The sequence below is a fragment of the bacterium genome (assembly GCA_035308905.1).
Taxonomy (GTDB): domain Bacteria; phylum Sysuimicrobiota; class Sysuimicrobiia; order Sysuimicrobiales; family Segetimicrobiaceae; genus DASSJF01.
The window spans coordinates 205,577-218,604 of record DATGFS010000030.1 but is presented as its reverse complement, the minus strand read 5'-3'; the positions used below and the strand labels follow the sequence as shown (position 1 = coordinate 218,604).

The 13,028-nt window shown below is 70.3% G+C and carries 12 protein-coding genes and 1 tRNA gene; 12 read left to right on the top strand and 1 reads right to left on the bottom strand.

Features of this window, described 5'->3' with window-relative positions:
• From VKT83_09495 to VKT83_09440, 12 genes are all read left to right on the top strand, one after another.
• Nucleotides 1-1,099: hypothetical protein (locus VKT83_09495; protein HLY22684.1), on the top strand; the 1,099-nt coding region annotated here is incomplete at its 5' end.
• A gap of 106 nt (nt 1,100-1,205) precedes the next feature.
• A complete protein-coding gene (locus VKT83_09490; GenBank protein ID HLY22683.1) occupies nt 1,206-2,084 on the top strand; it encodes an ABC transporter permease in 879 nt (292 codons plus the stop codon).
• Between the two features lie 21 nt (nt 2,085-2,105).
• Entirely contained in the window at nt 2,106-3,179 is a 1,074-nt protein-coding gene (locus VKT83_09485; GenBank protein HLY22682.1) for an ABC transporter ATP-binding protein, read from the top strand.
• Nucleotides 3,180-3,184: 5 nt separating this feature from the next.
• Nucleotides 3,185-4,240: an extracellular solute-binding protein gene (locus VKT83_09480; GenBank protein ID HLY22681.1), complete on the top strand. Its 1,056-nt coding sequence runs from the start codon at nt 3,185-3,187 to the stop codon at nt 4,238-4,240.
• A 222-nt stretch (nt 4,241-4,462) separates the two neighbouring features.
• Nucleotides 4,463-5,476, top strand: a complete 1,014-nt coding sequence (locus VKT83_09475) for an AAA family ATPase (protein HLY22680.1) — start codon at nt 4,463-4,465, stop codon at nt 5,474-5,476.
• Nucleotides 5,477-5,490: 14 nt separating this feature from the next.
• On the top strand, nt 5,491-6,519 hold the full coding sequence (locus tag VKT83_09470) for a DUF58 domain-containing protein (protein HLY22679.1): 1,029 nt from the start codon (nt 5,491-5,493) through the stop codon (nt 6,517-6,519).
• Nucleotides 6,498-7,601, top strand: a complete 1,104-nt coding sequence (locus VKT83_09465; protein HLY22678.1) for a VWA domain-containing protein — start codon at nt 6,498-6,500, stop codon at nt 7,599-7,601. Before VKT83_09470 ends, VKT83_09465 begins: the two co-directional genes overlap by 22 nt.
• Nucleotides 7,598-8,590, top strand: a complete 993-nt coding sequence (locus VKT83_09460) for a VWA domain-containing protein (protein HLY22677.1) — start codon at nt 7,598-7,600, stop codon at nt 8,588-8,590. Before VKT83_09465 ends, VKT83_09460 begins: the two co-directional genes overlap by 4 nt.
• A 256-nt stretch (nt 8,591-8,846) precedes the next feature.
• Nucleotides 8,847-9,062 (top strand): hypothetical protein, encoded by a 216-nt coding sequence (locus tag VKT83_09455; protein HLY22676.1) that lies wholly within the window; start codon nt 8,847-8,849, stop codon nt 9,060-9,062.
• A 26-nt stretch (nt 9,063-9,088) separates the two neighbouring features.
• Nucleotides 9,089-9,358 carry a GlsB/YeaQ/YmgE family stress response membrane protein gene (locus VKT83_09450; GenBank protein ID HLY22675.1) on the top strand — a complete coding sequence of 90 codons (270 nt, stop codon included), beginning with the start codon at nt 9,089-9,091 and terminating at the stop codon, nt 9,356-9,358.
• Nucleotides 9,359-9,484: 126 nt separating this feature from the next.
• Nucleotides 9,485-10,429: a UDP-glucuronic acid decarboxylase family protein gene (locus VKT83_09445; GenBank protein ID HLY22674.1), complete on the top strand. Its 945-nt coding sequence runs from the start codon at nt 9,485-9,487 to the stop codon at nt 10,427-10,429.
• 10 nt (nt 10,430-10,439) lie between these two features.
• Nucleotides 10,440-10,515, top strand: a tRNA-Arg gene (locus VKT83_09440).
• 41 nt (nt 10,516-10,556) lie between these two features.
• On the opposite strand, the gene VKT83_09435 is transcribed toward VKT83_09440, so the two are convergent.
• Complete coding sequence (locus VKT83_09435) at nt 10,557-12,860, bottom strand: LuxR C-terminal-related transcriptional regulator (protein ID HLY22673.1); 2,304 nt, start codon at nt 12,858-12,860, stop codon at nt 10,557-10,559.
• Nucleotides 12,861-13,028: the final 168 nt, after the last annotated feature.

Here is a 13,028-nt window from a genome sequence, read left to right as displayed (position 1 = left end):
CGCGCCGCCCGCAACCGGCGCGCCGCAGACTATCACCGGCACCGTCGTGCAGGTCAACGCGTCGGCGTATCCCGGCCAGCTCACCGTGCAGGGTGCCAACGGCGGGGTGTTCACGTATCAGGTCGCCTCCGGGACCGCCGTCACACGAACCGATACGGCCACCGGGACGAGCGGCCCGGTCGCGCTGAGCGCCATCGCGCCGGGTGACGCCGTCACCGTCACGGCCGACCCGACCGGAGCGGCGCAGACGATTCAGGATATCTACAGCGTCGTGAACGGGACCGTCCGCTCGATCGGATACAACCGGATCGTGCTCCAAAGCGGCCAAGCGTACCCGCTGTCGCCGGTCGTGCGCGTAACCCGTGGCGGCCTCAGTGTCGCCGCCGCGGCGCTTCAGCCCGGAGATGTGGTCGCGCTGCGCATCAGTCCGACCACCGGCCTCGTGTACGGCATCGACGCCGGCCGGGCGGCCGCGGGACCGGCTCCGATTAGCGCCGTGACCATTTCGCCCACCGGGCGTCCGCTCGTGCCGGGCGACGTGATGACCGTCGTGGCCACCGGCCCGTTGGGCGGCGCCGCGACGTTCTCGATCGACGGCGTGCGGGCCGGACTGCCGATGCGGGAGTCGATTGCCCAGCCGGGAACCTACATCGGCACGTATGCGATCCAACCCGGCGATCGCGTCACGAATACCGACGTCGTGGTGTCGATCACGGCGCCCAACAATCGAGTGCTGACGGCGACGGCGCCGATGCAGGTCTCGATCAACTCCGCGGCGCAGGCGCCGGCCGGCGCGCCCATGATCAACAGCCCGACGCCGGGCGCGGGGATCCGGGCGCCGTTCACGGTTGCGGGGACGGCGCCGCCCGGGTCGCTGGTCAGAGTCGGGGCGGATTACGCCGGACCCGGGACGCCGCCCGCCGTGCGCGGTACGCTCGGCACGCAGACGGTGACGGCCGATGCGAACGGCAACTGGTCGGCAACCTTCAATCCGACGCCCCCGCTGCGCGGCGTGACCGTGACGATCTCCGCGGTCCTGGTGGACAGCACCGGCGCGGCGCGGACACCGTCGATGACGATCAACACCACCCTGCAGTAAGGCCGCACGGGTTTCGGTAGCGGACACGGGCCGGGGCGGCCGGCGATGGCCGGCCGCCCCGGCGCACTTTTTCACGCGGCGCCGCGTCAAGTATACTGGCAAGGCGATGGCACGACCGAGGGCGTCCGACATCATAGACCCGCTGGACCGGGCAGAGGCGGATTCGCGTCTCGCCGGGCGCTCTCACGCGGGCGCCGCCGAGGCCGCGCGGGCGTCCCGGCGTCTTCCCGCGATCCTCGCCGCGCTCGGCGCGGTGCTCGTGCTCTATCTCGCGGTTCCGTTCCTCGTCGGCTTCGCCTCCCTCGACCGTGCCGATACGATCGCCGCGGCGCGGGACGCGATCAACGCCGGCGCCGTCGGCGTGTCGGTCGCGACGGCGACCGCCTCGACCGCGATCGCGATGGTCCTAGGAGTGCCGCTCGCCTACGTTCTCGCCCGCGGCGACTTCCGCGGCAAGGCCCTCGTCGCCGGGGCGGTCTACCTGCCGCTCGTGGTGCCGCCGCTCGCCGGAGGGCTGCTACTCCTGACCGTCTTCGGTCCGCGCGGGGTCCTTGGCTGGTGGTTCGACGCCCGGAGCATTCAGATCGCCGACGCGTGGCCGGGTATCGTGCTCGCCCAGGTCTTCGTCGCCGCGCCGTTTCTGATCGTGGCGGCGCAGGTGGCCTTCGCCGGGGTCGATCCGGCGCTCGAGCGGGTTTCGTACGCGCTCGGCGTTCCCCCGCTGCGGACGTTCTTCCGTGTGTCGCTCCCGCTCGCGTGGCCCGGCATCCTCGCCGGCCTGCCGCTTGCCTGGCTGCGCGCGCTCGGCGAGTTCGGTGCGACGGTCATGCTGGCGTATCATCCGTACTCGCTCCCGGTGTACCTATTCGTCCAGTTCGGCGCTCAAGGACTGCGCGCGGCGCTCCCGATCGCGGCGCTCCTCGGGGTGCTCGGGATCGCGGCCCTCGCGGTCGTCCGGGCGGCCGGCGCTGCGGCGCGGCGGTGATGTCTTGGTGAGACGCCGCCCGTGCTGACCGTCGCCGCCGCCTGCCGTCTGGGCAACTTCACGCTTGACGTGTCGTTCCGCTCGGCGCACCGGCGGACCGTGCTCTTCGGTCCCTCGGGCGCGGGAAAGACCATGACGCTGCAGTGTATGGCGGGACTCCTCGTGCCGCCGCGCGGCTACGTCGCCATCGGGAAAACGGTGCTGCTCGACACGGAACGGGGCATCAACGTCCCGCCGTGGCGCCGGCGAACCGGCGCCGTGCTGCAGGGCGACGGCCTGTTTCCGCACCTCGACGCGGCCGCAAACGTCGCGTTCGGGATGCGCCGGGTCTGGCGCGGCCGCGAGCCGACGCGGGCGCTCGCTCTCCTTGCCGCGGTCGGGCTGCCCGGGTACGGAGAGCGCCGGCCGGCCGATCTGTCCGCGGGCGAGCGGCAGCGGGTGGCGCTGGCCCGCGCGCTGGCGACCGACCCGCGGGCCCTGCTGCTCGACGAGCCGTTTTCGGCGGTCGACGCACCGGTGCGCGAGCAGCTGCGCCGCGACCTCATCGCCCTCGTCGAGGCGCGCGACCTGCCGGCGGTGATCGTGACGCACGACTTCGACGAGGCCCACGTGCTCGGCGAGATGATCGTGGTGCTGGTCGCCGGACGGGTCGTGCAGAGCGGGGCACCGGCCGACGTGGCCGCGCGTCCGCGCACCGCCACGGTGGCGCGCCTCGTGGGTGCGGCGAACGTGCTCAGCGGCCGGGTGGTGGGACGGGAGGACGGCGCCGCGGTGGTGCGCGCCGAGCCGTTCCTGCTGCGCCTCGCGAACCCGGCCGGAGGGGAGCGCGTCCAAGTCTGCGTGCGCCCGGAAGGACTGCGGGTTGGGCCCGCCGGCTCCGGGGGTGTGGAGGCGCGCGTTCTCCGAGTTCTTCCGCGGCGCGTCGGCGCGACCGTCTTGCTCGCGGCCGGCGGGACGCAGCTCGAAGCCTGGACCGCGGACCGGCCGCCCGAGCCGGGAACCCTGGTCGACGTATCCATCCCGGATGGCGCGGCCCACGCGCTCGAGCCGGAAGAACCGCGGACGGCGACGATGCAATCAACGCCGGCGAGGTGACACATATGACGGTCCCGCGTGGTGCTCCCGCCCGGCGCACTGTTCTCGTCGCGGCCCTGGTGACGGCGCTTGTGGCCGCGGGACGCGGGGGAGGCGCCGGACACCTGCCGCAGGCGGTGTTCGCGGCGGCCGCGGCGGTGCGGGTCCTCTACGCGGGGTCGCTCGTCAACGTTTTCGAACGCGATCTCGGCCCGGCGTTCACCCGCCGCTCCGGCATTCCCGTCCTCGGCCGGGCCGGGGGGTCGACGGCGCTCGCCCATCTCATCCGGGACGGCCTCACGCCGGCCGACGTGTTCGTAAGCGCCGATCCGGCCGTCAACCGCATCCTGGCCCCCAGGGCCGGGGCGCCATCGGTCCCGTGGTTTTTGACCTTCGGCAGCACGTCGATGGTTGTCGCGTACGCGCCCGGTAGCCGGTTCGCGCCGGCGCTTCGCGGGGCGGCGGATCCCGGGCCGGGCGGGCGGAGCGATCCGACGCTGCGGCGGCGCGCGTGGTTTCGGGTGCTGGCATCGCCGGGACTACGCCTCGGACGTACCGATCCGGCGCTCGACCCCAAGGGCTACCGGACCCTGTTCGTCCTCCGTCTCGCCGAGCGGTATTACCGGGACCCCGGCTTGGCGGGGCGGCTGCTCGGCACCGAGGAGAATCCGCAGCAGATCTTCCCGGAGGAGGCGCTGATCGGCCGGCTCGCGTCCGGGCAGCTCGACGCCGGGTTCTTCTACCTTGTCGAGGCGATCGCCCAGCGGCTGCCGTACCTCACATTTCCCCCGGCCCTCAACCTCGCGGACCCGGCCTTCGCGGCGTTCTACGCGGACGTGAGCTACGTTGACCCGAAGGGCGTGACGTACCGGGGCGCCCCGATCGTGTATACGGTCGCGATCCCGTCCTCCTCGCGCAACACGGACGGGGCGGCGCGCTTTACCGCGTTTCTCCTCGGCCGGGAAGGCCGCGCACTCCTCGCCGGGCGCGGCATCCTCGCCGTCCCGGTCCGCGCCGGAGGCCGGGCCGCGGACGTCCCGGCGTCGTTGAGGCCGTTCGTGGCCGGGCCCTATCATGAATGAAGGCCGGGAGAACGCACGCCGCCGTCCGAGGAGGTTAATGGAAAGACCATCACGACCGGCGGCGGGGCAAGAAACGAAGAGGAAGGGGACGCGCGCCCGACTCCCTAAATACCCGGAGCATCCAACTTCACTGAGGTGATCAACGTGACCGACCAGGCGCCGCGGGAGCGGATGCGTGTCCTCCGCTATCCCACCGAAACCTACACCCAGGCCGCGAGCACCATGCGCAACGTCCTGTACGAGATCAAGAAGGTGATCGTCGGACAGGATCTGATGCTCGAGCGGATTCTCGTCGCGCTGCTTTCGCGCGGGCACATCCTCATCGAAGGCGTGCCGGGGCTCGCGAAGACACTCGCGATCAAGACGACCGCGCAGGTCCTCGACTGCCAGTTCAAGCGCATCCAGTTCACGCCTGACCTCGTCCCGGCGGACCTGGTCGGCACGCGGATCTACAACCAGCAGTCCGGCACCTTTGAGGTCGAACTGGGTCCGGTGTTCGCCAACCTGGTCCTCGCGGACGAGATCAACCGCGCGCCGGCCAAGGTGCAGTCCGCGCTCCTCGAGTCGATGCAGGAGCGGCAGGTGACGATCGGCAAGCAGACGTTCTCGCTGCCCGACCCGTTCCTCGTGCTCGCGACGCAGAACCCGATCGAGAGCGAAGGGACGTATCCGCTGCCCGAGGCGCAGGTCGACCGGTTCATGTTCAAAGTGGTCATCTCCTATCCGACGTTCCACGAGGAGATGACGGTGATCGACCGCGTCACCGATCAGGTCCCGACCGTCAACCGCGTCATCGGCGTCCAGGAGCTCTTCGACCTCCAGAAGGTCGCCGACGCGGTGTACGTCGACCCGCGGCTCCACGAGTACGCCGTAAGCCTCGTCACGGCGACGCGGCGGCCGCAGGAGTTCGGGCTCGGGGAGCTGTCGCGCTACGTCGCCTACGGCAGCAGCCCGCGGGGCTCGCTCAACCTGATCATCGGCGCGAAGGCCCTGGCGCTCCTGCGGGGCCGGGAATACGCGATGCCGGAAGACGTGCGGGACCTTGCGCCGGAAGTGCTGCGGCACCGCTTCCTGCTCTCGTACGAGGCGCTGGCTCAGGACATGACGCCGGACCAGCTGCTGCAGCGGATGATGGACGCGGTGCCCGTGCCGCGCGTCCACATCGGCGATCCGTACGGCGAGACGAAGACCGCCGCGGCCGTGACGTCCCGCGAAGCCGGGACGCTCGAGAAGTAGCCCCGGCGCCGTCCGTGCGTCTCCCGCTCGTCCGCAACGGCCCGCCCGCCCGCCCGCGGCCGCAACGCGCCGCGGGGCACCTCGGCGGCCCGGCCCGCTCATCCGCGCCCGCCCCGGTTGTCCCAGGGACGTCCGGCCCCGGCGTCGAGACCCCGGAGCGCATTCTCCGCCGGCTCGAGTTCAAGGTCGTGCGCCGGCTCGACGGCTTCCTCTTCGGCGACTACCGCGGCATCTTCTACGGGCCGAGCCTCGACCTCGCCGAGGTGCGTGAGTACCAGCCGGGTGACGAGGTCCGCCGGATCGACTGGAACGTGACCGCCCGGATGAACCAGCTGTTCGTGCGGCAGTACCGCGAAGAAAAAGAGCTGACCGCGTGGCTGCTCGTCGATCTGTCGCCTTCGATGCAGTTCGGGACGGTGCGGCAGTTCAAGCGGGAGCTGGCCGTGGAATTCGCCGGCGTCGCCGCCTACATCATCACGCGCCACGGCGACAAGGTGGGCGGCCTCGTGTTTCCGACCCCGACGGGCGTCAGCTTCATTCCGCCCCGCACCGGCCGGCTGCACGCGTTGCGCGTCGTGCGCGATCTCGCCACGGTTCCGGCGATGAGCGGCGGCGGGCAGACGGACCTCGGCGCGGTGCTGCGGCAGCTCGGGCGTCTCGCGAAGCGCCGTGCGCTCGTCTTTCTGATCTCCGATTTCCACGCGCCCGCGGGGTGGGAGCGGCCGCTCGCGGAGCTCGGCCGGCGCCATGAGATCATCGCCGTGCGGATCGAAGATCCGCGGGAGCGCGAGCTGCCGGACGTCGGCGGCGTTTATCTGCACGACCCGGAGACCGGGCAGCAGCTCTGGATCGACACGTCGGACCGGCGCGTGCGGCAGGCGCACCGCGCGCTCGTGGCCGAGCGGGACGCGCATCTCACCGAGGCGTTGACCAGGACCGGGGTCGACCTCCTCACCCTGTCGACCGGGGCGGGCCTCGTCGACGATCTGCTGCGGTTCATCACCCTTCGAAGGCGGCGGCGATGGAGTTTACCTGGCCGGTAATGCTGTGGGCCTTGGCCCTGCTGCCGCTGTCCGTGGCCTGGTACGTCCTCGGCGTGCGCCGGATCCGGCGCACGACCGCGCGGCGTTTTGCGGAAGCGCCGCTTTTTGCGCAGATCGCGGTGCGCCTGCCCGCGGTGCGCCGCCACATCAGCATGGGACTGTACTTCGCGGCGCTCGCGCTGCTGCTCGGCGCCGCCGCGCGCCCTGTCATGGCCGTGCCGCTGCCGGTCAACCGCGCGACGGTAATCCTGGCCATCGACACGAGCGGCAGCATGGCCGCGCCCGATCTGCAGCCGACGCGCCTCGAGGCCGCGCGGCAGGCGGCGCTGGGCTTCCTCGACGCCTTTCCGCCGGGCCCGCGGGTGGGCCTCGTGACGTTCAGCACCTACGCGACGTTGATGGTGCCGCCGACCGACGATCGCGGCGCGATCCGCGACGCGCTCGCGACGATCAAGACGCAGGAAGCCACCGCCATCGGCGACGGCATCGCGGTGTCGCTGCGGGCCATCCCGGGCCGGGCGTCGAGCGTGCCGGGATCGTCCGGACCGGCGCCGGGCCAGGGCCAGCCGCCGCTCGGACAGTCCCCCTTCGGCCAGTCGCCGTTCGCGGCGCCGCCGGGGCAGACGCAGCCGCCGGCCGCGACCCCGGGGCCGGGGCAGTCCGGCCCGTCGGGGCAGCCCGAGGACATGCCGCCCGCCGCGGTCATCTTGTTGACCGACGGCGGACAGAACGCGGGCACCGCCGACCCGATTCGCATGGCGGCGCTCGCCAAACAGCTGAAGGTGAAGATCTACACGATCGGGCTCGGCACGCCCGGCGGCGGCGTCTTCCAATATCAGGGGCAGATGGTGCTGGTGCCGTTTGATCCGACGCTGCTGCAGCAGGTCGCCGCGATCACGGACGGCAAGTTCTTCATCTCGCCCACCGCGGGCGATCTGAAGCGGATCTACCGCGAGCTCGGCCAGACGATCGGGTGGGAGAAGCGGAAGACCGAGGTCTCGGCCCTCTTCGTCGCCGGCGCCGGGACGCTCATGCTGGGCGGCGGCGCGCTGTCGCTCTTGTGGATGGGACGCCTGCCGTGAGCTTCCTCTGGCCGCGCCTGCTGTGGCTGTACGCGATCGTGCCCGTGCTGGTGCTGACCTATGTCTGGATCCTGCGCCGTCCGGCGCGGGAGCGCGTTCAGTACCCGACCCTGGATCTCGCGCGCATCGCCGCGGCCGCGGGCGGACGGTGGCGCCGCCACGTCGCGGCGGTCCTGTACCTCCTCACGCTCTGCGCGGTGATCTTCACCGTGGCGCGGCCGGTCGCGCCGGTCCCAGTGCCCGACAACCGCGCCGTGGTGATGCTGAGCATCGACGTAAGCCGCAGCATGATGGCGCGCGACGTCGTGCCGACCCGGCTGGACGCCGCGAAAAAGGCGGCGCTCGAGTTTGTGCACAACCTGCCGCGCGGCGCGAAAGTCGGCTTGGTCTCGTTCAGCAGCTATGCGACTCTGATCACGCCGCCCACGGACGATCACGACCGGGTCGTCCAGGCGATCAACAGCCTGAACTTGGAATTCGCGACGGCGATCGGCGACGGATTGCTCGAGGCGGTGTACGCGCTGCCCGGCCGGCCGCGGCCCCCGGCCAGCCTGCTGCCCGGGCTCCCGCCGCCTCCGCCGCCCGACGCGGACCGCCTGCCGCCGGCGACCGTCGTGCTGCTGAGCGACGGCCAAAGCAACCGGGGCACGCCGCCCGAAGACGCGGCCACGGTCGCGCGGCAGCTGCACGTGCGGGTCTACACGATCGGCCTCGGGTCGCCCGAGGGAACGTTCCTCGAGCTCGGCGGCCGCGGCATTTTCGTCCGGCTCGACGAGGAGACGCTCAAGCAGATCGCGGAGGTCACCGGCGGCGCCTACTGGCGCGTCTCCTCCGCGGCCGAACTGAGCCGCGTGTACTCACGACTCGGCCGTGTGATCGGCTGGCGGCGCACGCCCGTGGAAGTCAGCGGCCTCGCCGCGGTCGGGGTCGCCGCGCTCTTCCTCAGCACCGTCGCGACGTCGCTCTTCTGGATGCACCGTCTGGGGTAGCCCTCCCAAGCCCCGCATCCTCGCACGAAAAATCCGTCTACGCCCTGGTTCGGCCCGTGTCCCGCGCGGGAAGAATACGCCCGAGAACGAGCTTTTGGCCGCGTGGAACACGATCGTGGCGGAGCTCGAGCCCGGCGCGCTCGAAGTGGAGGAAACCGAGATGGACGACAGCACGGAGGGCCCGTCCTCGGGGCCGAAAGCCGCGGGGCACCGAGGGGTAAAACCTGTCGGGGAGCAACGATGAGGGGTAGCCCGCATGATGCACGGCCGTCCGTTCTACCTGCTGCATTACGAATGCGCGAAGTGCCAGACTCCGTACGACGTCGTATGGGACTCGATGCGGGAGCAGGAGCCGCCGTCGCGGTGCCCGGCGTGTGGAAGCCCGGTGCGGCGGTTCGTCGGCTCCTCGTACCGCGCCCGGCCTGAGGAACGACGGTCGGTCCGGGCGAAGCCCGAACGGCGGACGGCCTAGCGCCGGCCCGGAAGGGAGCAGTACTCATGAGTCTTCTGGCGTGGATCGTCGTCGGCATCGTTGCCGGCTGGCTCGCGAAGACGGTCGTCCCCGGAGAGGGGCCGGGGGGCCTGCTCGGCGATCTGCTGATCGGCGTGATCGGCGCGGTGATCGGCGGCTGGATCTTCCGGACCTTCGGACACGCCGGCGTCACCGGGCTGAACCTGTGGTCGATCGTCGTGGCGGCCGTCGGCGCGATCGTCCTGCTGTGGCTCTTGAGGATGTTCACCGGCAGACGGCCGATCCGCACGCTGTAGCTGGATAGATCCTGACGCCGGCGCCCGGTCTCCGGGCGCCGGCTCGCGTTTCATCGATGCCGGCCGCCGGCGCGGCCGGCATCGGGCTGTCTCGCGCCCGCCCGAAGGTGTTATGATGGCTGCGGCATGAAGGTCGTCATCACCGGCGGCGCCGGGTTTGTCGGATCGCACCTATGCGAGCGTCTGCTCGCCGACGGCGCGAACGTCCTGTGCCTCGACAACCTGCTCACCGGGCGCCGCGAGAACATCGCGCACCTTACGAGTCCGCGCTTCGAGTTCCGTCACCACGACGTCACGACGCCGGTCGAGATCGCGGGCCCGGTCGACTTTATCCTGCACTTCGCGAGCGCGGCCAGCCCCGTCGACTACTTGGCCCATCCGATTCAAACCCTGAAGGCTGGAGCGCTCGGCAGCTGGATCACGCTCGGCCTCGCGCGGGCGAAGGGCGCGCGGTTTCTCCTGGCGTCCACCTCGGAGGTCTACGGCGATCCGGCGGTGTCGCCCCAGCCGGAGACGTACTGGGGGCACGTCAACCCGGTCGGGCCGCGCGGCTGCTACGACGAGGCGAAGCGGTTCGCCGAGGCCATGACGATGGCGTACCATCGGTCCCACGGCGTCAATACCGGGATCGTCCGCATCTTCAACACCTACGGACCGCGGAATAGGCCGGACGACGGCCGCGCGGTGCCGGCGTTCATCACGCAGGCGATCCGCGGCGAGCCGCTCACCATCCACGGCGACGGCACACAGACCCGCAGCTTTTGCTACGTGTCCGATCTCGTCGACGGGATCGTGCGGCTCATGCGCTCAGAGGTTCACGATCCGGTGAACATCGGCAACCCGGAGGAGATCCGCGTCCTCGATCTGGCGCGGCTCGTGCTCGACATCACCGGGAGCCGCAGCGCGATCGTCCACCGCCCTCGGCCGGAAGACGATCCCTCCCGGCGGTGCCCGGACACGACGCGGGCGCGCACGCTGCTTGGTTGGGAGCCCCGCGTGCCGCTCCGCGACGGGCTCATACGGACGTGGGAGTGGTTCGCGAGTTGTCGGTCCGCCCGGACCGGGGTATGATGATCGCAACGCGCCCGTAGCTCAGGGGATAGAGCAGCTGCCTTCTAAGCAGCGGGTCGCAGGTTCGAATCCTGCCGGGCGCGCCAAGTCTTAATACACTCGCGTGTCCAGCGGGCCGGTCTCTTGGTTATTCAGCATTTCCGTCTGATGTCAGCAGGCCGTGCTCCACTGCCCACACGGCGATCTGCGCGCGAGAGTTGACGCCGAGTTTGTTCAAAATGTGCTGTACGTGGGTCTCGGCGGTTCGCTCTGCAATGAACAAAGCCCGCGCGATCTGCCGGCTCGTCTTCCCCCGCGCGATGAGCGCGGCGACTTGTTGCTCCCGCAGGCTGAGGGTCCCTGGCAGCCTATGAAGCGAGGCCGGGCCCTTGGCTTCCGTCGTGACCGATTCTCCGACGCCGACCGCATACTGAATGGCTTGATCCGGCCGCATCGCCGCGCCCTTTGCCCACGCGGCGGCAATGTCCGCCTCGCTCAAGGCAGCACGGGCGGCAGCGAGCGTACGCTCGAGATCAGCGCGCTCCGACGGTGTGAGCGGCGTGTTGATGACCTTGCGCAGCGCATCCGCCGCGCCCAGCAGACGCGCCGCTCGTTCGTGGTCCCCGGCCGTTACCGCGACCGCCGCCAGCCCTTCGAGGTTCCAGGCGATGCCCCATTGATCTCCGAGATCTCGGGCGAGGCCGAGGCTGTCGTTGAAATGCTTGGCCGCCGGGACGGCATCCCGCTGATGCAGCGAGACGACGCCGAGACTGGTGTGCAGCAGGCTCACGAGCCAACGGTCTCCTATGCCGTCGGCAAGGCGCAGGCCTTCGTCCAGGTGCTGACGCGCGAGCGCCGGATCGCCGCGGCGATCCACCGTGCGCCCGAGAATATTGAGGACCAGGCTCACAAGCCACTTGTCCTGCAGCTCACGCGCCAGACGAAGGCTCCGGTCGAGACACTGGGCCGCCTCCTCGAGGTCGCCCTTGAGATACGCGTGTAGCCCCAGGCTGGCGACTCCGAAGGCGATGCCGTATCTGTCCCCGAGATCTTGCGACAGCGTCAGACTCTGCTCGGAGAGCTGCTTCGCGCGCTCATAGTCGCCCTGGATCCAGAGCAGGTGGGCGAAGCCGCGGAGGGTTTTGGCTCGTATCAGCGTTGCGTCGGCCGTCGCCGCGAGGACCCGCTCCGCCCACATCCTCGCCTCCGCATAGTATGCTTTCATGAGCCAGAATCGCATGAGCGTTGCAACCAGCCGCAGCGCTGTCTGCGCCTCAGCGCGTCCGAGCGCCCATCGCAGCGCCGCCCTGAGGTTATCGTGCTCGCGCTCGAGCCAATCGAGCCATGCGGGCTGTGCGGCCGTCGCCAGCCCGACCTCGGCCCGCTCGGCGACCGTGATGAAGAACGCGGCGTGGCGCTCTCGCACGGCCTCGAACTCTCCGGTCGCGCGCAGGCGGTCCAATCCGAATTCCTGGATCGTTTCGAGCATGCGGAACCGCGGCTGGGCGGCTCCGCCTGCCTCTTGCTGGAGGAGGCTCTTGTCGATCAACGACCTCAGAATGTCCAGGGTATCGGCCCGATCCTGAGCGTCGGCAGTGCAGACCGCTTCAATCCCGTCAGACGGACAGCCGCCCATGAATCCGGACAGTCGATTGAACCACGTTTTCTCGGTCGGATCCAGCAGGTCGTAACTCCAGGCAATCGCCCTCCGCAGCGTTTGCTGCCGCGCGGGCAGATCCCGGGTGCCGCCCGTCAGAAAGTCGAGTCGGCTCTCGAGCCGCGTCAAGATCGCCGGCGGCGGCAATTCTTTGATACGTGCGGCCGCCAGCTCAATGGCCAGTGGAAGTCCGTCCAGGCGCGCGCAGACCCTCGCCACCGCCTCCGCGGTCGAGGCGGTCAGTCGAAACGAGGGGCTTACCGCGCGGGCACGCTCCACAAAAAGCGCGATTGCGGGATACTCGGACATGATATCCGCGCCGGGCAGATGGGCCGGATCAGGCACGCCCAGCGGCGGGACCGGGAACTCGTGCTCCCAACTCAAACGCAGGGCGGCCCGGCTCGTCACCATCATTTTCACTGCCGGACATGCTTCCAACAGGTCGGCGAGCTCAACGGCCGCGCCGGTCACCTGCTCAAAATTGTCAAGGACGAGAAGATTGTGTTTGTCGCGCAGGTCCCGTTTCACGAGCTTCAGCAGCGCCTGCGGAGCGGCTTCCCGAATGCGTAACACGTGCGCGATCGCCGGCACGACGAGCGCGGAATCGGCGATCGAAGCCAGGTCCACGAACCACACGCCGTCCTCGAAGCGGTCCCGCACGTCCGTCGCGACGGCAATCGCCAGGCGCGTCTTTCCAATACCCGGTGGCCCCGTCAGCGTGAGGAGGCGTACCTCCGGACGCAGCAGTTCCTCACGCACCAAGGCGATTTCCTTATCACGGCCGATGAACGGCATGGGCCGTGCCGGCAGCCCGACGTCCGGTTGGCGAGAAGGAGCGTGCGCAGAGGCAACGCCGGTCCCATGACGGCGCCGGCGGATGTCGAGGCGCCGCCGCGCGGTGCGGCGACGGAGACGACCGGATGCCATTATGGACGCCAGGCTCTCCTCCCGCGCGTCTAATTG

Excerpts from the sequence above, each read along its gene's own strand:
- VKT83_09490 (HLY22683.1), top strand. The coding sequence starts at position 1,206 with ATGGCACGACCGAGGGCGTCCGACATCATAGACCCGCTGGACCGGGCA.
- VKT83_09480 (HLY22681.1), top strand. The coding sequence starts at position 3,185 with ATGACGGTCCCGCGTGGTGCTCCCGCCCGGCGCACTGTTCTCGTCGCG.
- VKT83_09475 (HLY22680.1), top strand. The coding sequence starts at position 4,463 with ATGCGCAACGTCCTGTACGAGATCAAGAAGGTGATCGTCGGACAGGAT.
- VKT83_09465 (HLY22678.1), top strand. The coding sequence starts at position 6,498 with ATGGAGTTTACCTGGCCGGTAATGCTGTGGGCCTTGGCCCTGCTGCCG.
- VKT83_09455 (HLY22676.1), top strand. The coding sequence starts at position 8,847 with ATGATGCACGGCCGTCCGTTCTACCTGCTGCATTACGAATGCGCGAAG.
- VKT83_09450 (HLY22675.1), top strand. The coding sequence starts at position 9,089 with ATGAGTCTTCTGGCGTGGATCGTCGTCGGCATCGTTGCCGGCTGGCTC.
- VKT83_09445 (HLY22674.1), top strand. The coding sequence starts at position 9,485 with ATGAAGGTCGTCATCACCGGCGGCGCCGGGTTTGTCGGATCGCACCTA.
- VKT83_09435 (HLY22673.1), bottom strand. The coding sequence starts at position 12,860 with ATGCCGTTCATCGGCCGTGATAAGGAAATCGCCTTGGTGCGTGAGGAA.